Origin of the sequence: Pseudomonas taiwanensis (genome assembly GCF_013393345.1) — a bacterium.
GTDB classification, from domain to species: Bacteria; Pseudomonadota; Gammaproteobacteria; order Pseudomonadales; family Pseudomonadaceae; genus Metapseudomonas; species Metapseudomonas resinovorans_C.
Genome location: NZ_QJRF01000051.1, coordinates 1 through 25,915 on the forward strand (window position 1 = coordinate 1; position 25,915 = coordinate 25,915).

Here is a 25,915-nt window from a genome sequence, read left to right on the forward strand (position 1 = left end):
GGCTCCCAAGCCGGTGGAACCGCCGCCCGCGCCGCCCAAGGCCGAAGCCCCGCCCGCGCCGCCGGTACCACCTGCGCCGGCGCCGGTGACGCCGCCCTCGGCTAATGCCGGCTACCTGAAGAACCCGGCGCCCGAGTACCCCGCCTTCGCCCAGCGGCGCGGCTGGGAGGGCACCGTGCTGCTGCGCGTGCATGTGCTGGCCAGCGGCTTGCCGAGCGAGGTCCAGGTGCAAACGAGCAGCGGCCGCGAGCTGCTCGACGAGGCTGCGGTGCGCGCGGTCAAGCGCTGGACCTTCGTGCCGGCGAAACAGGGCGAGGTCGCCCGCGACGGCTGGGTCAGCGTGCCCATCGATTTCAAATTGAACTGATCAGAGGAAGACTCCATGGACCTGTTAACCAATCCCTTCGCCTCCATCGAGCACCTGGTGATCTGGCTGCTCATCGGCTTCTCCGTCGTCACCTGGGGCCTGGCCCTGGTCAAGGGCATCCAGTTCGCCCGCCTGAAGCGCCGCGACCGCCAGTTCCAGAAGCGCTTCTGGAGCGCCACCAGCCTGGACAGCGCCGCCGAGCAACTGCAGCAACATGCCGGGGCCGCCGCCCACGTGGCCCACGCCGGCTTCGCCGCGATCCAGGTGCAGGGCGGCCAGCCCGGCGACCTGAGCCAGGCGATCAACCACCAGGACCGCCTGGAGCGCGCCCTGCGCCAGCAGATCCAGCGCGAACGGCGTTCCCTGGAATCGGGCCTGGCGGTGCTCGCCTCGATTGGTTCCACCTCGCCCTTCATCGGCCTGTTCGGCACCGTCTGGGGGATCATGGAAGCCTTGAAGGGTATCAGTGCGGCCGGCTCGGCCAGCCTGGAAACCGTCGCCGGCCCCATCGGCGCAGCGCTGGTCGCCACCGGCGTGGGCATCGCCGTCGCGGTGCCGGCGGTGCTGGTTTACAACTACTTCCTGCGCAGCCTGAAGCTCACTGCCGCCGACCTCGACGACTTCGCCCACGACTTCTACCTGCTGGCGCAGAAGAGCGCCTTCAAGCTGCTCGTCAATCCGGCCCCGGCGCGTGCCGCCGGGGCCGTGAAGGAGGCCTCCTGACATGGCCTTCTCCACCCAGGACAACGACGAAGTCCTTTCCGAGATCAACGTCACCCCGCTGGTGGACGTGATGCTGGTGCTGCTGGTGGTGTTCATCGTCACCGCGCCGCTGTTGACCAACGCCATCCCGATCAACCTGCCGAAGACCGAGGCCGTGGCCCCGCCCGAGCAGAAGGACCCGCTGGTGGTGAGCATCGACGGCGCCGGCAAGTTGTTCATCAACAAGGACGAAATCCAGCCCGACCTGCTGCAGACCAGCCTGGAGGCCGCCAAGGCCAAGGACCCGGAACTGCGCGTGCAACTGCAGGCCGACGACCAGGTGGACTACGGCGCCGTGGCCCGCGCCATGGCCTCCATCGAGCGGGCGGGGATCACCAAGCTCACGGTGATCACCGCGCGCTGACGTAGGTTGGTCTGAGCTACGCGAAGCCCAACGAGCGAATCCGACACCGCGCAATGTTGGGCTTCGCTGCGCTCAGCGCCAACCTACGGTGCAATTGGTGGCGGCGCTTGCTCCTGTGGGGGCGAATTCATTCGCTAAGCAGGACGAAGTCCTGCCCTGGGGCCTATCAGGAGGGCAGCTGCGCTGCCCATAGCGATTGAAATCGCCCCCACAAGAAAGGCAGGCCAGCTGGAACGCCGGGCTGCCCTTTCCTGCTCCCCACACCACCCTCACCCCCCGCCCTCTCCCGCAAGCGGGAGAGGGCGCCCTGCCGTACATCGATTGGGGCAGCGCGTTGTTCTGTGGGAGCGAATTCATTCGCGAAGCAACCCGCACCGCTGCGTCCCGACTGCTGCTCCACCAGCACCCTACTGCTGCCCCACCAGCAATGCATTCCGAATCCCACCTCACCTCACCGCCGAAACCCGCATCACTGCTGGCCTCGCAACACTCCGGTGCCTCTGGCACACATGCTGCAACGTCACTTTGCCTTCGTAATCAGGACCTTGCGCATGCGATCCGCTCCATTCACCCAGACAGGAAAGCCCCAGCCGTGAACCCGCGCTTTCTTGTCAATTTCATGTTCCTCGCCGCCTTCAGCGGCGCCACCATCGGCATGGCGAAGATCGTCACCACGCTCTACGCGATAGGGATCGGTGCCAACACCATGCAGATCGGCATCATCTCGGCCATGGAGTCCCTCGGCATGGTGTTCCTGACCCTGCCCGCCGGATTCGTGATCGCCCGCTACGGCACCCGCCGGGTTTACTTCCTGGCGAGCCTCGGTCCGATGCTGCTGAACCTGGCCATCCCGCTCTTTGCCAACTGGTTGTGGCTGGCCGCCGCGCGCCTGCTGATCGGCTTCTGCATCCCGTTCCGCATCGTCGCCATGAACAGCGCCTTCCTCCAGCAACTGCGGCATATTGGCCTCGCCAAGGCCGGCTGGTATCGCATGGCGCTGACCGTGGGCATGAGCATCCTCAGCCCGCTTCTGGGCAACTGGCTGACCGGCACCACCAGCCATGCCCTCGCCTTCGCCCTGATCGGCCTGTGCTTCGGTCTGATGGCGGTCTACAGCCTGGGCTTCTGGGGCGCGGAAAGCGGCCCGGAGCAGGAGGCCGGTGCGCCCGTGGACAGCGGCAACTACCTCGAACAGGTCAAGGCCATGCTGGCCAACCCCGACATCGCCGAAAGCTGCCTGCTGGAAATGCTCGGCAACTCCACCGGCGCCCTGTTCGGCACCTTCATCCTCCTGCTGGCGATGGACGTGGCCCGGCTCTCCCAGACCCAGGCCGTGAGCCTGCTGATGGTCCAGGGCATCTCTTCGGTCGTCGCACTGTTCAGCCTCGGCTATCTGGTGCAACGCAGCGGGCGCGGCACCGCCTACCTGGTGGCCCTGGCGGCTGCTATCGCCGCGCTGCTGCTGTTAGGTACGGCCCACCACTACGCGCTCCTGGCGCTGGGCGCGGTGTTGCTGAGCATCGCCGGCTCCCTGGTGCACCTGGTGAACATGGGCCGACTCAGCGAACACCGCATGGACAAGAGCAAGATTTCCGGCCTGTTCAACCTGGCCGGCATGCTCGGTGGCTTCAGCGGCGCCATGCTCGGCGGCCTGCTCGGTCAGGCACTGGGGCTGGATCGCTTGTTCCTCTGCTGGATTCCGCTGGTACTGCTCGCCGCCCTCGCCTGCTGGTTCCTGGCGCAACGTCGCAACCGCGCTTCCCTTTCCCTGCTGAACGAGAATTGAAGATGCATCAAGGATTGAAAAGGTTCTCCAGCCGGGCCAGTTGGCTCATCTCTCCCGTCGCCCTGCTCGCGCTCTGGGTGGTGGTGGCCGATGCCGGCCTGTTCCCCCAGCAATTGCTGGTACCGCCACTGCACGTGCTACAGGCCTTCGAGGAATTGCTGGCCAGTGGCGAGCTGCAGGACCACTTGCTGAACAGCCTGTCGCGTCTCGCCCTCGGCTTCACCATCGGTGCCCTGGGTGGCCTGCTGTTCGGCGTGCTGATGGCGCTGTCGAAAACGGTCACGGCCTATTGCGGACCGCTGTTCCACACCCTGCGGCAGATTCCCAGCATCGCGCTGATCCCGATGTTCGTGCTGTTCTTCGGCATCGAGGAAACCTTCAAGATCGTGATCGTTGCCAAGGCGGCGTTCTTCCCGGTGGCGCTGGCCGCCAGCGAAGGCGTCAAGGCGATCCCGCGCAGCTACTTCGAAGTGGCGGACGTCTACCGCCTGCGCTGGCCCACGCTGATCCGCGTAGTCGCCTTGCCCGCCGCTGCACCGCCCATCCTCACTGGCCTGCGCATCAGCCTGACCCGCGCCTGGGTCGTGCTGGTGGCCGCCGAGTTGCTGGCCGCCGACAGCGGCCTGGGGCAGATGATCGAGATGAGCAGGCAGATGCTGCGCATCGACGTCGTCATGGTCGGGGTGGTGATGGCCGGCGTCGTCGGCTTTTCCCTCGACTTCCTGTTCCGCCTGCTCGAACGACACCTGTTCCGCTGGAAAACCCGCTAGGAGGCGTCCATGTCCCTGTCCCTTTCTTCTCTACGCCACCTGCGCGGCCTGCTCCTTCCGGCCTTGCTGCTGGTGGGCTGGGAATACATGTCGCGCCAGGATGCGTCCGGCGCCTACGCCTTCGTGCCGCTGGCGGAGATCGGCAAGAGCCTGATCGCCCTGGTGGTCGGCGGTGAGCTGTTCGTCAACATGTTCGCCAGCCTGGCGCGCACCAGCAGCGGGCTGTTCTTCGGCATCGTCTTCGGCGTGGCGCTGGGTGTGTTGATGGCGCTGTCGCGCGTCGCCGACCGGCTGATCGGTCCTTTGCTGCACTCGATCCGCCAGGTGCCGATGCTCGGCTGGATTCCGCTGATCGCCATGTGGTTCGGCAATGGCGAGTTCTCCAAGGTGTTCATCGTGTCGCTGGCGGCCTTCTACCCCATGGTGCTGAACACCTATGAAGGCTTCAGCCACGTCGACCGGCGCCTGCGTGAAGTCGGCCGGGTGCTGGAACTGAAACCCTTCCAGCAGTTCTTCCATGTGCTGCTGCCGGCGGCCTTGCCGAGCATCGCCACCGGTGTTCTGCACGCCCTGGCATTCGCCTGGGTCACGGCAGTGGGCAGCGAGCTGTTCCTCTCCTCCGGGGCTGGCCTGGGCAACCTGATGATGAACGCCGAAGCCGGTTCGCGCATGGACGTGATCGTCCTCAGCGTGCTCAGCATCGGCCTGCTCGGCTACCTGATGAACCTTCTCTTCACCCGTCTGGCCAGCCACTTGCTGCGCTGGCGCAACCTCCGCTGAGGCCACCATGACAGCCATTCCCAAGCTCGCTCCGGCTACCGAGGAGCACACCCTGCCAGGCGCCCTGGAAATCCGCGGCCTGTCCAAGTCGTACAGCATCGAAGGCCGCAGCCTGCCGGTGCTGGAGAGCGTCGACCTGAAGGTCAACCCCGGCGAGTTCGTCAGCATCGTCGGCGCCAGTGGCTGCGGCAAGTCCACCCTGCTGCGCCTGATCGTCGGCCTGGAAGCCGAGTACCAGGGCGACATCCTGCTGGACGGCGAGCGCATCGTCGCCACCAGCCTGGAGCGTGGCATCGTCTTCCAGGACCACCGCCTGTTCCCCTGGATGACGGTGCAGAAGAACATCGGCCTGGCGCTGAAGAACCACAGGCTGTCAAAGGCGGAGAAGGACCGACTGGTCGCCGAGCACATCGCCCTGGTGAACCTCACCGGCTTCGAGAACGCCTATCCGCACCAGCTTTCCGGTGGCATGGCTCAACGGGCGGCCATCGCCCGCGCGCTGATCACCAAGCCAAAAATCCTGCTACTGGACGAACCCCTGGGCGCCCTCGACGCCCTCACCCGCGTCCACCTGCAACGCGAATTGCAACGCATCTGGGTACAGCAGCGCAGCACCATGATCATGGTGACCCACGATGTGGAAGAGGCGCTTTACCTGGGTGACCGTGTCATCGTCATGGACTCCCACCCGGGCCGGATCAAGCACGAGATCAAGGTCGACCTGCCCCACCCGCGTGATCGTGCAGCGCCGCTGTTGCACAAGTTGAAGGAGGAATTGCTCGGTGAGCTGACCGGGCATTGAGGCTGGTAGCACCTCTCTGTAGGTTGCGGCTGAGGCCACGAAGCCCAACGCGCGAAGTCCCTGTTGGGCTTCGCTGCGCTCAGCACCAACCTACGGGAGGCCTGCGGCCTCCTTCGCGAATGAATTTGCCCCCACAGATGAAAGCCACGATCGGCGCGAAACCTGTGGGGGCGATTTCAGATCGTAGGATGGGAAGAGGAACGAAACCCATCGCCTGGGAACGGAACCCCGCTGCGTTGGGCTTCGCTGCGCTCTGCCCAACCTACGGGAGGCTCGGCGCAAATCCTGTGGGGGCGATTTCAATCGCTGAGCGGACCGAAGGATCGCCCTGTGGTGGACAAGGGGCAGCTGTGCTGCCCATAGCGGATGAATTCGCTCCCACAGGAAAAAGCGCGACAACGCTTTGTCACTGCTGCTTGCGCTTGCGGAACTCGGCCACCTTATGCCGGTTGCCGCACAGCGCCATGCTGCACCAGCGGCGGCGATGGGACTTGGTGCGGTCGTAGAACCAGAGCACGCAGTCCGGGTGCTCGCATTCGCGTACCAGGGTGAAGTCGCCCTCCACCAGCAGCTCCGCCGCCGCTTCGGCCAGCGGCGCCAGGTACTGTTCGGCGGTGGCACTCGTCCGCACCTTTTCCAGACGCAGGTCCCCGCTTGCCGACCAGTCCAGCCTCAGGTGGCTGGGCGTTGCCAGGAAGCGATTGAGTACATCCGGGGCCTCCTGACCTCCCGCCTTGCGCTGCTCCACCAGTCCGCGCACCGCTTCGCGCAGGGTCAGCGCCGCCTTCAGCAACTCGCCCTTGGCAAAGCGCGACTCGGGCAAGTCCCAGCCAGTGCGCTCCAGCCAGGCCCGGACATCCTCATCGCTGCGCCAGAACTCCAACGCGGCGCCATCCATCGCGGCCTTGGTGTTGAGCATGTCCAGTACGGGGTGGTCGGCCAGTACGAAGGGTTCGAGAGGAGGCGAGGAAGCGGCAGTGGTCACGATGGCACTCCAGGGAAGTGAATGACGAAAGAGTAACCCTATAAACCACGAATGAACAGTTACGACGAATGGGGCGAGTAACCTCTATTTTTGTGATTGACAGGTTACAAAGCAGGCGCATACTCAGCCCCAAGCAGTAACCCTCAATAACCTCTTTACAAGTTACGGAGCACCAACCATGACCTCGCCCATCGTGCATACCCCGGTTCGCCACCAGTTCGTCGAAGCCGACGGTGTCCGTGTCTTCTACCGTGAAGCCGGAGACCCGGCCGCGCCCACCTTGCTGCTGGTGCACGGCTATCCCAGCTCGTCACACCAGTTCCGTGACCTGATCCCCCTGCTGGCCGACAAGTTCCACATCGTCGCGCCGGACCTGCCGGGGTTCGGTTTCACCGAAGTCCCCGCCGAGCGCGATTACCGCTACAGCTTCGATGCCTTGGCCGTCACCCTCGGGGCCTTCGTCGAGAAGCTTGGCCTCAAGCGGTACGCCCTCTATGTGTTCGACTACGGCGCCCCCACCGGTCTGCGCCTGGCCCTGGCTCATCCGGAACGGGTCACGGGGCTGATTTCGCAGAATGGCAATGCCTACCTGGAGGGCTTGGGCGATGCCTGGGAGCCGATCCGCGCCTACTGGGCCGAGCCCGGCAACCCGGAACGTCGCAAGGTGGTGCACGATGCAGTCCTGCACCTGGAAGGCACGCGCTGGCAGTACGTGCACGGCGTGAAGGACGTGGCGTTGGTGGCTCCCGAGTCGTACTACCTGGATGCGTTGCTGCTGGAACGCCCGGGCAACAAGGACATCCAACTCGACCTGTTCCTCGACTACGCCAACAACCTGAAGCTCTATCCCGCGTTCCAGGCCTTCTTCCGCGATACCCGGCTGCCGACCCTGGTGATCTGGGGCGAGCACGATCCCTTCTTCATCCCGCCGGGAGCCGAAGCCTTCAAGCGCGATAACCCCAATGCAGTGGTGGAGTTGCTGGATACCGGGCACTTCGCCCTGGAAACCCATGTCGGCCATATCGCCCAGCGGATTCGTGAGGTGTTGGGGGATATTCCGGCCTGACCTTCCGGCACGGCCTGGATTTTTTTGTGGGGGCGAATTCATTCGCGAAGCAGGCCTAAGGCCTGCCAACGATGCCAAGGGCAGCTGCGCAGCCCTCAGCGAATGAATTCGCCCCCACAATAGTGCGGCACCCAATTTTCGACCTTCGTCGCGGTTGATCTTCTAGACGATCAGTCTAAAATCCCCTCCCCATGACCGACACTCAATCCAAACCCCGTCGCGGCCGCCCGCCCAAGGTCGAGCGCGACTTCGCCGATACCCGTGCCGCGCTGATCCGCTGCGGCATGGAGATCCTTACCGAACAGGGTTTCATGTCCACCGGCATCGATGCCGTGCTCAAGCGCGTGGGCGTGCCGAAGGGCTCCTTCTATCACTACTTCAACAGCAAGGAAGCCTTCGGGCAGGCGGTGCTGGAGAGCTACGCCCGCTACTTCGCCCACAAGCTCGACCGCTACCTGTTGCAAGAGGACGTGTCGCCGCTGCAACGCCTCGAGAATTTCGTCGAGGACGCCAAGACCGGCATGCTCCGCCATCAGTTCTGCCGGGGCTGCCTGGTGGGCAACCTGGGCCAGGAGGTGGCCATTCTGCCGGAGGGTTTCCGCCTGGAACTGGAGGCCATCCTGTGCAGTTGGCAGGACCGCCTGGCCGCATGCCTGCGCGAAGCCCGCGCGGCCGGTGAGCTGTCGGCGAAGGCGGATTGCGATGGACTGGCGGCGTTCTTCTGGATCGGCTGGGAAGGCGCCGTATTGCGTGCCCGGCTGACGCGGGACAACGTCCCGCTGGATGTTTTCTTCAAAGGATTCCTGGCCGGATTACCGCGCTAGCCCAAGCGGGCGCGCGGTTTTTCGAGCCTATTTATAGACGACTGGTCTAATTGGAGGTGTGAGCATGTTCGACGCAATCCTGATCGAGAAGGACGAGGCCGGTTACCGCGCCCGCAATGCCCAGCTGGACGAGGCGCAACTGCCTGAAGGCGATGTGACGATCCGCGTGGACTACAGCACGCTGAACTACAAGGACGGCCTCGCCATTACCGGCAAGAGCCCGGTGGTGCGGCAGTTCCCCATGGTGCCGGGCATCGACCTGGCCGGCACGGTGGAGGCCAGCAGCCATCCAGATTACAAGGTAGGCGACGCGGTCCTGCTCAATGGCTGGGGCGTGGGTGAGACCCATTGGGGTGGACTGGCACAGAAGGCACGCCTGAAAGGCGACTGGCTGATTCCGCTGCCCACCGCTTTCAGCCCGCGCCAGGCCATGGCCATCGGCACCGCCGGCTACACCGCCATGCTTTGTTTGCTGGCCCTGGAACGTCATGGTTTGAAACCCGGCCAGGGCGACGTACTGGTCACCGGCGCCAACGGCGGGGTGGGCAGCTTCGCCATCGCCCTGCTCGCCCGCCTGGGCTACCGCGTTGTCGCAGCCACCGGGCGTACCAGTGAAGCGGACTACCTGAAGGGACTGGGCGCCGCCGAGATCATCGACCGCAGCGAGCTGTCCGAGCCGGGTCGTCCGCTGGGCAAGGAACGTTGGGTCGCCGCCATCGACTCGGTGGGTAGTCATACCCTGGCCAACGTCTGCGCCGGCCTGTGTGCTGACGGCGCCGTGGCGGCCTGTGGCCTGGCCCAGGGCATGGACTTCCCCGCCAGCGTGGCGCCTTTCATCCTGCGTGGCGTGAGCCTGCTGGGGATCAACAGCGTCACCCGCCCGCGCGCCGAGCGCATCGAAGCCTGGGACCGCCTGGCCCGCGACCTGGATATCGCCCAGCTGGACGCTATCACGCGCGAGATCGGCCTGGGTGACGCTATTGCAGTGGCCGGCGACCTGCTGGACGGCAAGGTACGCGGCCGCGTGGTGGTGAACGTCAACGCGTGATGCCACGGGCTTCGCAGGTTGGCGCCGTGTATGCACAGCACTCGGCGCCAACCTGCGAGCGCGGTGTTCTACCCCTCTTTTCGGAGGGCTGGTCGCTCTCGGGAAACGTACTGCGTCGGGAGGTTCGGCGGCCCGTCTGGCATTCGGGTAAGATGCGCGCCGTTTTCGATTAGCGGAGTGGACAGTGTCGAGTACTGAGGTGGTGATCATTGGCGCCGGCGCGGCCGGACTGATGTGTGCGATAACGGCGGCCGGGCGCGGGCGCCGTGTTCGCGTGCTCGACCACGCGAACAAGGCCGGGAAGAAAATCCTCATGTCCGGCGGCGGTCGCTGCAACTTCACCAACATGTACACCGAGCCGGCCAACTTCCTCTCGCGCAACCCGCACTTCTGCAAGTCGGCACTGGCCCGTTACACCCAGTGGGACTTCATCGGTCTGGTGGCCAAGCACGAAGTGCCGTACCACGAGAAGAAACTCGGCCAGCTGTTCTGCGACAGAAAGTCCAGCGACATCCTCAACATGCTGCTGACTGAGTGCGACGACGCTGGCGTGGAGATCATGCTGGAGACCTCGATCATCGAGATCGCCCGTCACGACAGCGGCTATCAGTTGCAGACCAGCGCCGGGATGATGCACTGCGAATCGCTGGTGATCGCCAGTGGCGGCCTGTCGATCCCGACGCTGGGTGCCAGCGGTTTCGGCTACCAGGTGGCTCGCCAGTTCGGCCACGAAGTGCTGCCGACCCGCGCTGGACTCGTGCCCTTCACCATCACCGACCAGTTGAAGGACCTGTGCACCGAGCTCTCCGGCACTTCGGTGGATTGCCGCGTCAGCTGCAACGGCCAGGTCTTCCGCGAGAACCTGCTGTTCACCCACCGTGGCCTCAGCGGCCCGGCCATGCTGCAGATTTCCTCCTACTGGCATCCGGGCGACACCCTGGAAATCGACCTGCTGCCCGATCACGACGCCAACGAATGGTTGGCGCAGCAGCAGCGGGAACGCCCCAACAGCGAACTCAAGACCCTGCTCGCCGAGCTGTTCACCAAGAAGCTTGCTGGCCTGCTCGCCGATCTGTGGTTCGAGTCCAAGCCGATGAAGCAGTACACCCCGTCCGAGCTGTCGGCGATTGCCGAGCAATTGTCCGCCTGGCGACTGACCCCGTCCGGCACCGAGGGCTATCGCACCGCCGAAGTGACCCTGGGCGGCGTGAGCACCGACGAAGTGTCTTCGAAAACCCTGGAATCACAGCGCTCGCCGGGGCTGTATTTCGTCGGCGAAGTGCTGGATGTGACCGGCCACCTCGGCGGTTTCAACTTCCAGTGGGCCTGGGCATCCGGCTACGCCGCCGGCCAGTACGCCTGAGCCGGTAACCGGTCAGGCGCCCTCTTCCAGCAAACCCGCCATGCGCTGTGCCAGCCCTCGTTGACCGGCGAGGCGCTGGACGATCCGCTCGACGATCTCCACCCGCGCCGCTGCGCCCGCCCGCATCTCACCCATGGCATGCAGGGCGGCGGCGGATTTCTCCAGACCCGCGCGGGTCGAACCGCTGACATGCTCCATGCCCGCCCTCGCATCAAGGGCGGCCTTTTGCAGGCCCTCGGCGATCAAACGAATCTGCCCACTGGATTCATTGGCGCGCAGCGACAGGTTGCGCACCTCGTCGGCCACCACGGCGAAACCGCGCCCGTGGCTGCCCGCCCGTGCCGCCTCGATGGCGGCATTGAGCGCCAGCAAGTTGGTCTGTTTTGCGATGTCCTGAATGCTGCCGACAATCGCACCGATGCGCATGGACTGGCTGCCCAGCTCGTTGAATACCTGACCGATATGCGACATGTAGGCGTCCAGCTCACCGATGGCGCCGGCAGTGGCCTGCATGCTCTCCGCACCCAGCTGGACCTTTTCCCCGGCCGCGCGCGCCAGCGAGTTGGCGTACTGCATGTCTGCCTCGCAATGACGGATGGCATCGAGCAACTCGGCCAGTGGCCCTTGCAGGTGTGTATTGGAGCGGATGCGAATTGGCTCCGGCGCAGCAGCGGTGATGACCTGGGCGACCGGCTCGACCGGCACCTCCACACGCACTTCGACCACCACTGGCGGCTGGAAGTGATACAGCAGTCCGGCGGTAGCGATCAGCGTCAGCGCCACGGCCAGCAGCCATCCGCTGGCCATCAGGAAGGCAATCAGGCAAAGCACGCCGCCGCTGATTAGCAACAGTGCGGCGAGGGGTTTGCGGGGCATGGATGAACACTCCTTCTGCATCGCGGAATACAAGATCCTGTAGGGGCGAATTCATTCGCCAAGGGCAGCGCAGCTGCCCCAACTGGGCCTGAACGTGGCGGGCCTCCGGCTCGCTTGGCGATTGAAATCGCCCCCACAGGGAAAAGCAGGTCGTGCCCATGTCAGGCAGCGGCACTCGACCTCAGAACAGCGTCCAGGTGTAGCTCAGGATCAGCCTGTTCTCGTCGATATCGGTGCGGTAGTTGGAGCGCGCGGTGACGTTGCGTACGCGCACGCCGAGCCCCTTGAGGCTGCCGCTCTGGACGACGTAGCTGATGTCCAGGTCGCGCTCGCGGTCCTTGCCCTCGAAGCCCTGGCCGGTGTCCACGTTGTCGCCGGTGATGTAGCGGGTGCTGGCCACCAGGCCGGGGATGCCGAGGGCGGCGAAGTCGTAGTCGTAACGCGCCTGCCACGAGCGCTCATCGGCGAAGGCGAACTCGTAGGTCGGCACTTCGTTACCCAGCGGGCTGACGTTGGCGAATACACGCGGGAAGGAACTGTCGCCGTATATGGCCTGGTAGCCGATGTAGAAGGTATGCCCGCCACGCTTGGCCGACAGCAGCGAGAAGAAGGCCTGGTTGTCGATCTCGCCGATGAGCTTCTTGCCGTCTTCGCTGGAGTCGAAGTAGCCGATGTTGGCGCCCAGCACCCAATTGCCCATCGGCTCACTGTGCTTGAGGCCGAAGAAGCGCTGGTCGTAGATGTCTTCCAGCTGCGCATACCAGGCGCTGAGTGTGGTGCGGTTCGCATTGAAGGCGTAGTCGGCGCCGGCGTAGTTGAACGCATCGCTGGAGGCCTGGCGCTGCGGCACGTGGCCGAGCATGGCCTGCATCTTGTCGTCTCCCGCCTCGTTACGCAGGCTGGTGCTGTTGAGGTGGCCGCCCTGCACAGTCAGGCCGGCGATCTCGTTGGAGGTGATGCTCGCGCCCTGGTAGCTGGGCGGCAGCAGGCGGATATCACTGAATACCAGCACCGGCAGGTTGGGTTGCAATTCGCCGACTTTCAGCTCGGTCTTTGAGAAGCGCATCTTTCCAGCCACGCCCAGGCGGCTGTAATCGTCGGCAGCCCTGCCATCTTCCTTCACTGGCAGCAGGCCGGTGTTGACCCGGTCGGGGCTGCTGTCGAGCTTGATGCCGAGGGTACCGATGGCGTCGAGGCCGAAGCCCACCGGGCCGGGTGTGTAGCCGGACTTGAAGTTGAGGATGAAGCCCTGGGCCCACTCTTCGGCCTTGGACTGCTGGTTGGCGCCGACGATGTCGGAATAGTCACGGCTGAAGTAGTAGTTGCGCGCCTGCAAGGTCGCGGTGGAGTCCTTGATGAAACCGGACTCAGCGGCCTGGGCGAAGCCAGCGCTTACGCCGGCGCAAAGCATTACGGAAAGCTTGCTCGTGGTGTTGGTCATTTCGTCGCTCTTGTTTTTATTGGGACAAAACTTCCCCGTCGACCCTCTTTCGGGGCCATGCACGCAAGTCGGGGAAGGTGTGGCAATGGCTGCGGACAGCTCCCGCAGTGGTTCCATCACCGGGTCAGGTCAGGGATTGGGTTCGAGCACCTCCTCCCGTTCCGGTGCAACTTTGGGTGCACGACGCGCCGTCAGCAGCAGATGGGCGAAGATGCCGAAGATCAGCCCCCAGAACGCCGCCGACAGACCGAGGAAGGACATCCCCGACGCCGTGACCAGGAAGGTGATCAGGGCCGCCTCGCGGTCCTCGGGCACAGCCATGGAGCCTGCCAGCGCGCCAGCAATGGCACCGAACAGAGCCAGGCCCGCCAGCGCCGCGATCAGTTCCTTGGGCAGCGCGGTGAAGATCGATACCAGGGTTGCGCCGAAGATGCCCAGCAACAGGTAGAACACCCCACCGACGACGCCGGAGACGTAGCGCCGGGCCGGGTCTTCGTGGGCTTCTCGACCGGTGCAGATGGCCGCCGTGATAGCGGCGAGCGTCAGGCCGTGGCAACCGAAGGGCGCCAGCAGCAGGCTGCCCAGTCCGCTGGCGGAGATGATCGGGCTCGCCGGGGTTGGGTAACCGGCATGGCGCAGCACGGCCACGCCCGGTACGAACTGGCCGGTCAGCGCCACCATTACCAGCGGCAACGCGATGTTGAACAGCCCGTGCCAACTGAATGCCGGCGTCACCCATTCCGGGGTGGCGAAGCCGATCACCAGGGCCGCAGTGTTGAGCTGGCCGCTACCGGCGGCGATGCTGCAACCCACCAGCAGCACGGCCATCACCGCGTATCGCGGCGACAGGCGCCGCACCAGCAGGTAGGTGATGAACATCGCCATCACCATCAGCGGTTCGTCCTTGAGGGAGGTGAACAGTCGGGTGCCGAAGCTGAACAGGATGCCCGCCAGCATTGCCGCCGAGATGGTCGCCGGCAGCTTGCCGACGATGCGGTCGAAGGCGCCAGATAGACCCACCAGCAGGATGATGGCGTTGGCCATCACATAGGCCCCCACCGCCTCGGCGGCGCTGATGCCCGGCAACATCGACACCAGCAGTGCCGAGCCCGGCGCCGACCAGGCGATGATCACCGGTACCCGGTAGCGCAGGCTGAGGACGATCCCCAGCACCCCGCTACCGATGGAGATCGCCCACACCCAGGAGGACAGCAGTTCGGCCGGCATGCCACCGCTCTCGGCCGCCTGGAACACAATCACCAGGGGGCCGGCGTAGGAAATCATGGTGGCGATGAACCCCGCCACCACGGCGGACAATGAACAGTCCTTGAACAACGTGCGCATGCTGCCTCCTGGCCAGTGGTGCGACTCGTGGTCAGGTTCAACCCTGCGCAGCGGCTGCCAGCGGGGTAACCCGGGATTGCTGCAGGTGGACGAAGCACATGGCCAGGGCGGCGATGGCGCCGGGGATGGCGAAGGCCATGAAGTTCAGTTGCAGCGGCAGGTTGATGCCCAGCAGCGCGCCACCGAGCAGCGGGCCGACGATGGCACCGTTGCGGCCGATGCCCGAGGCCCAGCCGAGGCCGGTGGAACGAATGGCCAGGCCGTAGAACTGCGCAGCGGTGGCGTACAGAAGGATCTGCGTGCCGATGGTGGTGGCGCCGGCGATGCCGATCAGCAGGTAGAGCACCGGAGTCGGGCTCTTGAAGCCCAGCAGGCTGATGGAGATAGCCGCGACGATGAAGAAGGCCGCTACCACTTTCGGCAGGTTGAAGCGGTCACCGAGGAAGCCGCCAGCAATGGCGCCGAACATGCCGCCGAAGTTCAGGGCGAGCAGGAACGACAGACTGGAACCCAGGCTGTAGCCGGCGTTGGCCATCAGCTTCGGCAGCCAGGAGCTCAGGGCGTAGACCATCAGCAGGCAGCAGAAGAACGCCACCCAGATCATCACGGTGCGCAGCGCACGGCCTTCGCGGAACAGTTCCAGCACCGGGGCGCCCTGCTTCTTCGCTTCGGTGAGTTCCAGGTGATCGTCGTCACGCAGTTCCAGTTCCGGGTTGACGCGTTTGAGGATCGCGCGGGCCTGCTCGACACGGCCTTGGCGCAGCAGGAAGCCGACGGACTCCGGCAGGTACCAGAGGATCAGCGGCAGCATCAGCAGCGGCACGGCGGCCGCGAAGAACATGGCCTCCCAACCGAAGCGCGGCAGCATGTAGATACCCACACCAGCGGACAGCATGCCGCCCAGCGAATAGCCGCTGAACATGATGGCGACCAGGGTGCTGCGCAGTTTTTTCGGCGCGTACTCGTTCATCAGCGCCACCACGTTGGGCATCAGCCCGCCGATGCCCAGGCCCGCCATGAATCGGCAGATACCGAACTCGGTGGGGGTGCTGGTGAAGCCGTTGAGGACGGTGAAACCGGAGAAGAGCACGAAGCAGATGGCGATGCCTTTCTTGCGGCCGATCTTGTCGGCCAGGGGGCCGAAGAACAGCGCGCCGAACATCATCCCGAACAGCGCGTAGCTGCCCAGGGCGCCGGCTTCCAGCGGGGTCAGGCCCCATTCCTTCATCAGTACCGGCAGGACCACGCCGTAGATGAACAGGTCATAGCCGTCGAAGATGAGCAGCAGTGCGCACCAGCACATCACCATCCAGTGGAAGGGCGTGAAGCGCGCGTTATCGATGATCTCGTGTACGTCGAGTTTTCGCATGGCATGTGTCTCTTTTGTTTTTGTTGTGTAGAAACCGCAGGGACGGGCGCGTGACGGTGCCGGTCCGGTAGTGCCCTGTAAGTACTTCTTTGTGGGAGCGAATTCATTCGCGAATAAATTCGCTCCCACAGGTCAGTTCCCACAGGCTGTTCAACCCAGGTCACCTCCGCCCACCGGCAGGGTGACGCCGGTGATGTAGGTGGCTTCGTCGGAGGCGAGGAAGAGGATCGCCCCCACCTGCTCGTCGATGCTGCCGTAGCGCTTCATCAGGCTGCTGTCGATCGTCTGGTCGACGATCTCCTGGTACCAGACCTTTTCCTGTTCGCTCTGCTGCGCGGTGTTGCGCGGAATCCGGCGTGGCGGCGCTTCGGTGCCGCCCGGTGCGGTGGCGTTGACGCGGATACCCCGCTCAGCGTTCTCGAAGGCGAGGCACGCCGTCAGCGCATTCACGCCACCCTTGGCCGCGCCGTACGGCACACGATTAACGCTGCGCGTGGCGATGGACGAGACGTTGACGATGGCGCCCGCGCCCTGCTCCAGCATGTAGGGCAGCGCGGCGTGGCAGCACCAGAGGGTGGGGAACAGCGAGCGGCGCACTTCGGCCTCGATCTCGTGTTCCTGGTAGTGCTCGTAGGGCTTGGCCCAGATGGTCCCACCCACGTTATTGATCAGGATGTCCAACCGGCCGAAGCGTTCCACGGCGGCGGCAGCCACGCGATGGCACTCGGCGAACTGTTCGAGGTCGGCGGTCAGGGCCAGCATCGATGCGCCGGCGCCCAGTTCGTCTTGCAGCTCGAACACCAGCTCGGAACGATCGACGGCAACGACGTGCGCGCCCTCCTCCACCAGCCGCTCGACCACTCGGCGGCCGATACCCTGCGCCGCGCCGGTGACCAGCGCGACCTTGTCTTGGAATCTCTTGTTCATGACAGCCCCTTGAAATGGCTCGTGACATCGCAATGCCCATAGGAGCGAGCTTGCTCGCGAATGGCCACACTCGGATCCTTCGCGAGCAAGCTCGCTCCTACAGAAAATCGCGCGGGGTCAGGCCGCGCTGGCGGCGAACTTCTCGTAGTAGAAGTTCGCGGGCGAGATGCCCTGCTCGCGGATGTACTGGCTGACCGCCTCGACCATGGGTGGCGGGCCGCACAGATAGACATCCACGTCGCCGTCGTTCAGGTGATTCGGCGCGATGTGCTGGGTCACGTAGCCCTTCTGCGGGTAGCTGCTTTCAGCGTTGGCCACGCAGGCGCTGTAGGTGAAGTTGGGGATGCGCGCGGCGAAGGCTTCCAGCTTGTCCATCTCCACCAGGTCATGGTCGTGGGTCACGCCGTAGATCAGGTGCAGCGAGTGCTCGCTGCCTTCTTCCGCGATCTTTTCCAGCATCGCGGTGAAGGGCGCCAGTCCAGTGCCGCCAGCCAGCAACAGCAGCGGTCGGCGGATATCGCGCAGGTAGAAGCTGCCGAGCGGGCCGGCCAGGGACATGCTGTCACCCGCCTTCGCCAAGCCGGTGAGGAAGCTGCTCATCAGGCCGCCGGGCACATTGCGGATCAGGAAGCTGACCTCACCATCCTTCTGCAGGGAGCTGAAGGAATAGGCACGGGTCTGCTCGCTGCCCGGCACTTTCAGGTTCACGTACTGGCCCGGCAGGAAGGCCAGCTTGCTCAGGGACTCGCCCTTGATGGACAGCGCGATGGTGCTGTCGGACAGCTGGCGCACGGCGCTGATGCTGGCCTCGAAACTGGCCTGCTGGGTCTTGCAGACATCGGAGGACGCCGGCACACGCACCACGCAGTCGCTCTCGGCGCGCATCTGGCAGGTGAGCACATAACCCTGGGCGGCTTCGTCTTCGCTCAGTGCGTCTTCGATGTAGTCCTGGCCCAGGTCGTAGCGGCCGGCCTCGGCGAAGCACTTGCAGGTGCCACAGGCGCCGTCACGGCAGTCCAGCGGGATGTTGATGCCCTGGCGATAGGCCGCATCGGCCACGGTTTCGCTGGGGGTGGCGTCGATGAAACGCGTAACGCCGTCTTCGAAAGTCAGTGCGATCTTGTGAGTCATGGCAGGCACCCTAGATGTGGTAGACGTCGATGACCTGACGTACGTAATCGTTTTTCAAGACCACCTTCTTCGCCTTGATCAGCGGGCTCTCGCCACGCACGTCCAGGGTGTAGAAGCTGGTGCCGAAGTAGCTGTCCACGGTCTTGTAGCGGTAGCTCAGGGTGTGCCAGTTGAAGCGCACCTCGCACTTTCCATCGGCCACGTCGAGGATCTCGATGTTGCTGATGTTGTGGGAGGTACGGGTGTCCGGCATGGTCGCGCTGGAGCGGTCGGTCTTGATGCGGAAGACGCGGTCTTCCAGGCCACCACGATTGCCGTACCAGATCAGCGAGATTTCAGTCTGCGGGTCTTCGGTCAGCTCGTCGCGGTCGTCCCAGGACGGCATCCAGAAACTGGCGTCGCTGGCGTACAGCTCCAGCCAGTTGTCCCAGTCCTTGTCGTCCAGGTAGCGCGCTTCGCGGTAGAGGAAGTCGCGCACGGCGTCGTAAGAGATGCTCATTGCACGGCCTCCACGGGGATCAGTTGCTGCTCGGCCGCGGCGGCCTTGAGCATGGTTTCCTGCCAGTACTTGTGTTGCAGCACGAACAGGCCTTCGTCTTCGGTGCGCACGCCGGAGAGCAGCGGGTGCAGGTCGATTTCCTGGGCAGCGGCATCAGCGCCTTCGACCCAGTGCTCGGCACCACGGGACATGTCGTTCCAGCCACGGCTGCCCTGGTAGCCCAGTTGGCAGGAGCGGAATTCTTCCAGGTCGTCCGGAGTGGCCATGCCGCTGACGTTGAAGAAGTCTTCGTACTGGCGGATGCGCTTGGCGCGGGCATCGGCGCTCTCGCCTTTCGGCGCGATGCAGTAGATGGTGATTTCGGTCTGGTTGACGGAGATCGGCCGGGCGATGCGGATCTGCGAGCTGAACTGGTCCATCAGGTAGACGTTCGGGTACAGGCAGAGGTTGCGCGAGTTCTCGATCATCCAGTCGGCGCGGGCCTTGCCGAAATCCTGGGCGAGTTCGTCGCGGCGCTCGTAGAGCGGACGGTCTTCCGGGTTGGCCCAGCGGGTCCAGAGCAGCAGGTGACCGTGATCGAAGGAGTAGAAGCCGCCGCCGTTCTTGGCCCAGCTGCCGGCGCTCATGGTCTTGATCTCTTCACCCGCCTCGCGCTGCTTGCGCTGGTTCTGGGTGGCAGCGTAGTTCCAGTGCACGGAGCTCACGTGGTAGCCGTCGGCGCCGTTCTCGGCGGTCAGTTTCCAGTTGCCTTCGTAGATGTAGCTGGAGGAGCCACGCAGGACTTCCAGGCCCTCGGGGGACTGGTCGACGATCATGTCGATGATCTTGGCGGACTCGCCCAGATGCTCGACCAGGGGCTTCACGTCGGCATTAAGGCTGCCGAAGAGGAAGCCGCGATAGGATTCGAAGCGAGCCACTTTCGTCAGGTCGTGGGAGCCTTCGCAGTTGAAGCTGGAGGGATAGCCGGCTTCAGCCGGGTCCTTCACCTTCAGCAGCTTGCCGGAGTTGTTGAAGGTCCAGCCATGGAACGGGCAGGTATAGGAGGAACGGTTGCCGCTCTTGTGCCGGCACAGCTGCGCGCCGCGATGGCTGCAAGCGTTCAGGAAAGCGTTGAGTACCCCGTCCTTGTTGCGCGCGATGAAGATCGGCTGGCGCCCCATGTTGAGGGTGAGGTAGTCGTTCTTCTCGGGAATCTGGCTCTCGTGGGCGAGATAGATCCAGTTGCCCTCGAAGATGTGCTTCATCTCGAGTTCGAACAGGCGCGGGTCGGTGAACATCTCCCGCTTGCAGCGGTAGACGCCCTTCTCTTTGTCATCCTCAAGCAGCGAGTGCAGGAAATCGAATCCCAGGGACATGGCCAGGGCCTCCGTTGTTATTGTTCAGGCCAGGTCAGGTTAGGGATGCGGGGCAAACGGCAATATCCGCTTTGTGCAGATCGCTATCCGTTTTTTGCAAAGCGGTGGTGGATGTCAGGAAAGGTTTGTACGAGCGCAGCTTGTGGGGGCGAATTCATTCGCTGAGGGCAGCGCAGCTGCCCCCATCAAGGTCTCAGGGCAGACCTGCGGTCTGCATAGCGAATGAATTCGCCCCCACAGAAAAGCAGGAGCGGCTACAGTCCCCGCCGCTTCAAGGTGTCCGACGGCAGCTCGCCAAACAGGCCCTTGTAGCTTTCGGAGAAGCGCCCCAGGTGCAGGAAGCCGTAATCCAGCGCCAGTTCGGTGACGTTGCGGACGTTGCAGCTGGGGTCGGCCAGGCAGGCGCGGATGCGCTCCAGCTTCTTCTGGCGGATGTAGTGCTTGGGCGTGGTGCCCAGGTGGCGCTCGAACAGCGCGTAGAGGGAGCGAAGGCTCATGCTGGCCTGGCGAGCCAGGAATTCGCTGCTGATGTCCTGTTTCAGGTTGTGCTCGATGTAGGCCAGGATGCGGTCGAACGAAGCTTCCTGGCAACCCAGGCTCTCGCGACTGACGTTGGTCTTCATCAGGCTGAGCATCTTGCTCGCGACGATCTGCGCGTAGTGTTCCTGCACCCTCGGCAACTGGTCGCTGGCTTCCGCTTCCTGGCAGACCATCGCCAGCAGGTTGACGAAGCCTTCCAGCTCGCCGAGCTGATAGTTGTTCTGCAGGAAACGCACGCCGGGGCTCGGCCGTTGCCAGCGCTGCTCATCGCAGACGCCTTCCAGCAGGCTGGTGGGCATCTTCAGGATGAACTTCTCGCAGTCATCCGAGTAGGTCAGGTCCACCGGGTCATCGGGGTTGATCAACAGCAGCTCGCCGGGGGCCAGGTAGTGCTCCTGCTTGTGGCCGCGCCAGAGGCAATGGCCGCTGAGGAGAATCTGCAGGTGGTAGATGGTTTCCAGCGCCGGTGAGGTGACGCGCACGGCGCCGCCGTAGCTAATGCGGCAGAGGTCGAGGTTGGCGAACTTGCGGTGGTTGAGGCTGGCCTCGGGATGGCCTGCGGCGGGCAGGCGAATGCAGTGCGACCCGACATGCTGGTTCACATATCCGGACACGGCATAGGGGTCCGCACGCTCGAACACCTTACTGCGTTCACTCAGCAGGCGACTATCCATCACAGGCACTCGTTCTAGTTGTTGTAAGTCGCGAGCGTCATGCCGGTTGGCAAGCGCCCGCGATCATCATTACGCGATTCTATGTGAGGCTTTTCCTACGTGCTGTGGCCAGGGATAAACGGTTGTAAGTAAGTGCGACCGGTTGTAACAACCGGTCGCGAGCCGACTCAAGTCGCGTCGGCGTGACTTACCAGCCCCTTGATGATCACCGCTGTAGTAGCGATGGCGGCAGGCACCACCAACGCGGTCAACACTTGTTCGAAGTTCCAGCCCAGGCCCAACAGGGTCGCACCGATCCAGGCACCCAGGATGGCGCCGAAGCGGCCGATACCAAGCATCCAGGACACACCGGTGGCGCGACCCTGGGTCGGGTAGAAACGCGCCGCCAGGGACGGCATGGCCGATTGCGCGCCGTTGACGCACATGCCGGCCAGCAGGACCAGGGTGGCCAGCAGGGTCACTTCACCCAGGCTCTGCCCCACGAAATAGGCGAAGACACCGGCCATCAGGTAGAACGCGCCGATCACCTTGTGCGGGTTGAAACGGTCCATGGCCCAGCCCACGCCAACGGCGCTGAGCACACCACCGAACTGGAACAGCGCGCCGATGAAAGCGGCCTGTTCCATGCTCGCGCCACTGTCGCGCATCAGGGTGGGCAGCCAGCTGGTGAGCAGGTAAACGATCACCAGGCCCATGAAATAAGTCAGCCAGAGCAACAGAGTGCCGGCGCTGTAAGTGCCGGAGAAGATCACCTTGAAGACGTTGCGGCTCTGCACGGTCTTCTGTTCCGGCACGCTGAAGCCGCTGGCGGTCGCCACTTCAGCAGGCGATATGGGTGCCAGCGCCTTGCGCACTTTGTCCGCGCCCTTGTTGCGTACCACCAGGAAGCGCGCCGATTCCGGCAGCCAGACCAGCAGCACCACGGCGAGGATCAGCGGCAGGATACCGCCCAGCAGCAGCAAGCTGTGCCAACCGAAAGCCGGGATCATCGAGGCGGAAACGAAACCACCGGAGGCCATGCCGAGGTTGAAGCCACAGAACATGCTGGTGACCAGCAGCGACTTGAGGCGTTCGGGGGTGTATTCGGAGAGCAGCGTCGTGGCGTTGGGCATGGCGGCGCCCAGGCCGAGGCCAGTGAGGAAGCGGAGAATCAGAAGTTGTTCGAGGTTGGCGCTGAACGCGGAGATCAGGCTGAACAGCCCGAACAGGAACACCGCTGTCACCAGCACCACCTTGCGCCCGAAGCGGTCGGCCATGGGACCCGAGCCGAGGGCGCCGAAGACCATGCCGATGAGCGCGGCGCTCATCACCGGGCCGAGGCTGGCACGGTCGATGCCCCAGTCCTGGGTCAGCGCCGGGGCGATGAAGCCCATGGCGGCGGTATCCAGGCCGTCGAGGAACACGATGAGGAAACACAGCAACACGATGCGCCATTGGTAGGCGGATAGCGGCTGGGCGTTGATGAAGGATTGAACGTCGAGCGTGCCCGTGGCGGGCAGGTGGGCTGGGCTGGTCATGCAAGAATTCCTGCTATTGGCCCTCCTCCGCATGCGGACCGTTCTCTGCGGTCTCTGACGGGGAAGACTCGGACTGGACAGGAATGAGGGCGTGCCCGGTGCTTCTGGTGTCACCGGATCGGACTCTCATTGTTGTTATTGGCCGCGCTGGCTGGTGGCGCGGCTGTGCAGACCATACGAAGAGCGGCCTGGTGGTTCAATTCGATAATCGGCAAAGCGTTCGAATATCGAACGCATCCTGCAGGCATTGCCCTTGCTGCTCTTCTGTGGGGGCGAATTCATTCGCTAAGGGCAGCGCAGCTGCCCCGAAGAACGCCTCAAGGCAGGCCTGCGGCCTGCATAGCGAATGAATTCGCCCCCACAGGAAAAGCGTCACCGCCCGTTCAATGGAACAACCGCGTACTCAGGTCCTTGCTCGCCTCGAGCAGCGCAGGAAGGAAGCGTGTCTCCAGCTCCTGGCGGCTGACGCGACCAACGTGGGTGCCAACGTTCAGCGCAGCGAGCACCTGGCCAGCGGAATCGCGTACCGGAACCGCCACCGAGCGCAGACCCATCTCCAGTTCCTGGTCGATGATCACCCAGCCCTGGCGGCGGATTTCCGCGATGCTGGCGCGCAGCCCGTCGACGGTGTGCACGGTGCGGCTCGTCTTCACCTGCAGGTCGGCATGTTCGAGGTAGTCGTCCAGCGCGGCGTCATCCAGGGCGGCCAGGAGGATGCGGCCCATGGACGTGCAATAGGCCGGCAGCCGGCTGCCGACGCTCAGGTCCACCGAGATCAGCCGATTGGGCGTGGCCGAACGGGCGATGTAGAGAATCTCGTCGCCTTCCAGGGTGGCCATGGAGCAGGCTTCGTGGAGCTGGTCGCTGAGGCGGTCGAGGATCGGCTGGGCGGTGACCGCCAGCGGCGTCGACGACAGGTAGGCGTGGCCGAGGGTCAGGACTTTCGGCAGCAGCGAGTAGGTGCGGCCGTCGGTGGTGACGTAGCCCAGCTTCATCAGGGTGTGCAGGCAACGACGCACGGCTGCGCGGGGAATCTCGGTGCGATGGCTGATCTGGGCGATGGTCAGGTGGCGCTTGCGCTCCTGGAACGCATGGATCACCGCCAGGCCGCGAGCCAGTGAAGTCATGAAGTTGGGATCGCCGGTGAAGGCTTCGATGCGCTTGGCCGGCGAGGCAATGATCGGGGGAGCCAGTGGCGGCAGAGGGGCACGCAGTTCTTCGGTCATTCTTCTTGTCCTTGGTGGATCGTGGTCGCGGCAAGTCGGCCGATTATCGAACCAAAGTTCGATAATCGCAATTGACCCGGATGCCTTCGACTCTTACTTTTGCCGCCGCCAACCAGCGCCCCGGTTTGATCAGGTACCTCGGCGCCCGGCAACGGCTCCGCTCAAGAGGCGCAGCCGGATTCCCCCCCACCGCGGCAAACGTCAACACCCCGGCGTGCCATGTGGGGGCGAATTCATTCGCCAAGGGCCGCACAGCTGGCCCCCTTCAATTCCGAAGGGCAGACCTGCGGCCTGCTTAGCGATTGAAATCGCCCCCACAATTTCTGGGACCCGCGCCCTACAGCAGCTTGCACACCTCGTCGAAGTCCAGGCGCGGTCCGCGCGCGTGCAGCTTCGACGGATCGCCATAACCCAGGTTGACGAGGAAGCTGGACTTCACCTGGCTATCCGGGAAGTGCTCCAGCTGGAAGGCATCCGCGCGCCCGTCGGCGGGGAAGAATTCGTGGTCGACCAGGGCATTGTCGAACCCCGACATCGGCCCGCAGTCCAGCCCCACCGCCCGCGCCGCCAGCATGAAATAGGCCCCCTGCAAGGAGCTGTTGCGCCGCGCAGTAAGCCCCGCCAGTTCTGGCGTGTTGGCGAACCAGGCACGCGCATCGGTGTGCGGGAAGAGCGTGGGCAGCTGCTCATAGAACTTCAGGTCGTAGGCAACGATAGCGGTGACCGGAGCCGCCATGGTCTTGTCGATGTTGCCCGGCGCCAGTGCGGGTAACAGGCGCTGTTTGGCCTCGGGCGTGCGCAGAAAAAGGATCCGCGCTGGACAGCAGTTGGCGCTGGTGGGGCCCCACTTCATGAGGTCATACAGTTCGCGCAACGTATCGTCGCTCACCGGTTTCTCCAGCCAGGCACTGTAGGTACGTGCCTGGCGGAACAGCAGGTCCATGCCTTCCTCGCTCAATCGCTTGCTCATCGCTGCCTCCTCTTGCCAGGGTGGCCGCACGCTCGTGCGGATGATCTAGAGAGGATAGTCAGCGCAGCGCTCCACCTGTGGGGGCGAATTCATTCGCCAGGGGTGGCGAAGCCGCCCCAGAGCATCTGAAGGGCAGACCTGCGGCTTGCTTGGCGATTGAAATCGCGCCTACAGAAAGCAGCCCGCGCCTCAGGTCAGCAATCCGATGAACAAGCTGATGCTGACGAACGCCAGCACGGTGCAGACCACCAGCGCCGCGGCGCAGCGACCTTCGAGTCCGAAGCGCTGACCGAGGATCGGGTAGATGCTCATCATCGGCGAGCAAGCGAAGAGCACGCCCGCGACTCGCAATGCCGGGTCGACCGGGGGCAGCAACTGGAAGCTGAGCATGACCGCCAGCGGGTGCAGGATCAGCTTGCCGAGGCTGAGCTGGGACACGTCCTTGACCAGGCCACCGGCTCGCAATCCGTTGAGGCTGGCGCCGATGACGAAGAGCGCGACCGGCGCCGAGGCCGTCGCTAGCATCTCCACCACCTTGGCCGGCACGCTGGGCAGGCGGACGCCGAGCAGGGCCAATCCCAGGCCGATGCTGATGGAGATGATCACCGGATTGCGCAGCAGGCGCAGGAAGGTATCCAGCAGGGCCGCGCGCAATCCGCTGCCGTTCTGCCGCCCCATTTCGGCCAGGGCCAGCGCCAGCGGAATCATCAGCAGGTTCTCCACCAGCATGCCGAGGGCGAGTGCCACCGCTGCCGGCGAGCCGAGGACCATGGCCACGATGGGATAACCGATGAAGCCGCTGTTCGACACCGACATGCCAAGGCCCGCCAGCGCGCTGCCGCTGAGGCTGTCCTTGCGCACCATCCGGGAGAACAGGAAACCGCCCCAGAACACCAGCTGGGACCCGATGCCGTACGCCAGCAGGTAGGTGGCGTCGAACACCTCGTCCAGCGGTTTTTCCAACAGTGCGCGTATGACCAGGGCCGGCAAGGCGAAGGTGATGACGAATTTGCCCATGCCCAGCACCTGCTCCGGACTGACCAGCCGCCCGCGGGCGGACAGGTAGCCGATGCCGATCAGGATGAAGATGGGCGCGGTAATGCCAAGTATCTGAAGCATTGGAGGCTCT

At 64.3% G+C, this 25,915-nt stretch carries 25 protein-coding genes; 11 read left to right on the forward strand and 14 right to left on the reverse strand.

What is annotated here, in order from left to right:
- The 7 genes from DM872_RS11180 to DM872_RS11210 all read left to right on the forward strand — a co-directional run.
- Positions 1 to 367 (forward strand): energy transducer TonB (locus DM872_RS11180; protein ID WP_179059559.1); only part of this gene is annotated, 367 nt, incomplete at its 5' end.
- A gap of 15 nt (positions 368 to 382) precedes the next feature.
- A complete protein-coding gene (locus tag DM872_RS11185) occupies positions 383 to 1,090 on the forward strand; it encodes a MotA/TolQ/ExbB proton channel family protein (RefSeq protein WP_179059515.1) in 708 nt (235 codons plus the stop codon).
- A gap of 1 nt (position 1,091) precedes the next feature.
- Positions 1,092 to 1,493: an ExbD/TolR family protein gene (locus DM872_RS11190; RefSeq protein ID WP_179059560.1), complete on the forward strand. Its 402-nt coding sequence runs from the start codon at positions 1,092 to 1,094 to the stop codon at positions 1,491 to 1,493.
- A 592-nt stretch (positions 1,494 to 2,085) separates the two neighbouring features.
- Positions 2,086 to 3,279, forward strand: coding sequence for an MFS transporter (locus DM872_RS11195; RefSeq protein WP_179059561.1), 1,194 nt, complete (start codon positions 2,086 to 2,088; stop codon positions 3,277 to 3,279).
- Between the two features lie 2 nt (positions 3,280 to 3,281).
- On the forward strand, positions 3,282 to 4,049 hold the full coding sequence (locus tag DM872_RS11200) for an ABC transporter permease (RefSeq protein ID WP_179059562.1): 768 nt from the start codon (positions 3,282 to 3,284) through the stop codon (positions 4,047 to 4,049).
- 9 nt (positions 4,050 to 4,058) lie between these two features.
- Positions 4,059 to 4,829, forward strand: a complete 771-nt coding sequence (locus DM872_RS11205; RefSeq protein WP_179059563.1) for an ABC transporter permease — start codon at positions 4,059 to 4,061, stop codon at positions 4,827 to 4,829.
- 7 nt (positions 4,830 to 4,836) lie between these two features.
- A complete protein-coding gene (locus DM872_RS11210; RefSeq protein ID WP_179059564.1) occupies positions 4,837 to 5,631 on the forward strand; it encodes an ABC transporter ATP-binding protein in 795 nt (264 codons plus the stop codon).
- 406 nt (positions 5,632 to 6,037) lie between these two features.
- Here DM872_RS11210 and DM872_RS11215 read toward each other — a convergent pair whose 3' ends face one another.
- Complete coding sequence (locus tag DM872_RS11215) at positions 6,038 to 6,619, reverse strand: CGNR zinc finger domain-containing protein (RefSeq protein ID WP_373273707.1); 582 nt, start codon at positions 6,617 to 6,619, stop codon at positions 6,038 to 6,040.
- A gap of 175 nt (positions 6,620 to 6,794) precedes the next feature.
- Between DM872_RS11215 and DM872_RS11220 the strand changes: the two genes are divergently transcribed.
- From DM872_RS11220 to DM872_RS11235, 4 genes are all read left to right on the forward strand, one after another.
- Positions 6,795 to 7,682 carry an alpha/beta fold hydrolase gene (locus tag DM872_RS11220; RefSeq protein WP_179059565.1) on the forward strand — a complete coding sequence of 296 codons (888 nt, stop codon included), beginning with the start codon at positions 6,795 to 6,797 and terminating at the stop codon, positions 7,680 to 7,682.
- A 191-nt stretch (positions 7,683 to 7,873) separates the two neighbouring features.
- Positions 7,874 to 8,506 (forward strand): acrylate utilization transcriptional regulator AcuR, encoded by a 633-nt coding sequence (acuR, locus tag DM872_RS11225; protein ID WP_179059566.1) that lies wholly within the window; start codon positions 7,874 to 7,876, stop codon positions 8,504 to 8,506.
- A gap of 64 nt (positions 8,507 to 8,570) precedes the next feature.
- Positions 8,571 to 9,554: an acrylyl-CoA reductase (NADPH) gene (acuI, locus tag DM872_RS11230; protein ID WP_179059567.1), complete on the forward strand. Its 984-nt coding sequence runs from the start codon at positions 8,571 to 8,573 to the stop codon at positions 9,552 to 9,554.
- Positions 9,555 to 9,738: 184 nt separating this feature from the next.
- Complete coding sequence (locus DM872_RS11235; protein WP_179059568.1) at positions 9,739 to 10,917, forward strand: NAD(P)/FAD-dependent oxidoreductase; 1,179 nt, start codon at positions 9,739 to 9,741, stop codon at positions 10,915 to 10,917.
- A 12-nt stretch (positions 10,918 to 10,929) separates the two neighbouring features.
- Here the strand turns inward: DM872_RS11235 and DM872_RS30705 are convergent, their stop codons facing one another.
- From DM872_RS30705 to DM872_RS11300, 13 genes are all read right to left on the reverse strand, one after another.
- The gene (locus DM872_RS30705) at positions 10,930 to 11,814 is read right to left on the reverse strand and encodes a methyl-accepting chemotaxis protein (RefSeq protein ID WP_373273705.1); all 885 of its coding nucleotides are present in this window, start codon (positions 11,812 to 11,814) and stop codon (positions 10,930 to 10,932) included.
- Between the two features lie 160 nt (positions 11,815 to 11,974).
- Positions 11,975 to 13,234: an OprD family porin gene (locus DM872_RS11245; protein WP_179059570.1), complete on the reverse strand. Its 1,260-nt coding sequence runs from the start codon at positions 13,232 to 13,234 to the stop codon at positions 11,975 to 11,977.
- Positions 13,235 to 13,363: 129 nt separating this feature from the next.
- The gene (locus tag DM872_RS11250; RefSeq protein WP_179059571.1) at positions 13,364 to 14,578 is read right to left on the reverse strand and encodes a benzoate/H(+) symporter BenE family transporter; all 1,215 of its coding nucleotides are present in this window, start codon (positions 14,576 to 14,578) and stop codon (positions 13,364 to 13,366) included.
- Positions 14,579 to 14,615: 37 nt separating this feature from the next.
- Positions 14,616 to 15,947, reverse strand: coding sequence for an MFS transporter (locus tag DM872_RS11255; RefSeq protein WP_179059572.1), 1,332 nt, complete (start codon positions 15,945 to 15,947; stop codon positions 14,616 to 14,618).
- Between the two features lie 150 nt (positions 15,948 to 16,097).
- Complete coding sequence (locus tag DM872_RS11260) at positions 16,098 to 16,874, reverse strand: 1,6-dihydroxycyclohexa-2,4-diene-1-carboxylate dehydrogenase (protein WP_179059573.1); 777 nt, start codon at positions 16,872 to 16,874, stop codon at positions 16,098 to 16,100.
- 117 nt (positions 16,875 to 16,991) lie between these two features.
- A complete protein-coding gene (gene benC / locus DM872_RS11265) occupies positions 16,992 to 18,005 on the reverse strand; it encodes a benzoate 1,2-dioxygenase electron transfer component BenC (RefSeq protein WP_179059574.1) in 1,014 nt (337 codons plus the stop codon).
- Positions 18,006 to 18,015: 10 nt separating this feature from the next.
- Positions 18,016 to 18,504: a benzoate 1,2-dioxygenase small subunit gene (benB, locus tag DM872_RS11270; RefSeq protein ID WP_179059575.1), complete on the reverse strand. Its 489-nt coding sequence runs from the start codon at positions 18,502 to 18,504 to the stop codon at positions 18,016 to 18,018.
- A complete protein-coding gene (gene benA / locus DM872_RS11275; protein ID WP_077527239.1) occupies positions 18,501 to 19,859 on the reverse strand; it encodes a benzoate 1,2-dioxygenase large subunit in 1,359 nt (452 codons plus the stop codon). The genes benB and benA overlap by 4 nt, the downstream gene beginning before the upstream one ends.
- A 254-nt stretch (positions 19,860 to 20,113) precedes the next feature.
- The gene (locus DM872_RS11280) at positions 20,114 to 21,076 is read right to left on the reverse strand and encodes an AraC family transcriptional regulator (RefSeq protein ID WP_077527238.1); all 963 of its coding nucleotides are present in this window, start codon (positions 21,074 to 21,076) and stop codon (positions 20,114 to 20,116) included.
- Between the two features lie 164 nt (positions 21,077 to 21,240).
- On the reverse strand, positions 21,241 to 22,590 hold the full coding sequence (locus DM872_RS11285; RefSeq protein WP_179059576.1) for an MFS transporter: 1,350 nt from the start codon (positions 22,588 to 22,590) through the stop codon (positions 21,241 to 21,243).
- Between the two features lie 383 nt (positions 22,591 to 22,973).
- Entirely contained in the window at positions 22,974 to 23,816 is an 843-nt protein-coding gene (locus DM872_RS11290) for an IclR family transcriptional regulator domain-containing protein (RefSeq protein WP_179059577.1), read from the reverse strand.
- A 337-nt stretch (positions 23,817 to 24,153) separates the two neighbouring features.
- Positions 24,154 to 24,786, reverse strand: coding sequence for a malonic semialdehyde reductase (locus tag DM872_RS11295; RefSeq protein WP_179059578.1), 633 nt, complete (start codon positions 24,784 to 24,786; stop codon positions 24,154 to 24,156).
- A gap of 189 nt (positions 24,787 to 24,975) precedes the next feature.
- On the reverse strand, positions 24,976 to 25,905 hold the full coding sequence (locus tag DM872_RS11300; RefSeq protein ID WP_179059579.1) for an AEC family transporter: 930 nt from the start codon (positions 25,903 to 25,905) through the stop codon (positions 24,976 to 24,978).
- Positions 25,906 to 25,915 lie beyond the last annotated feature (10 nt).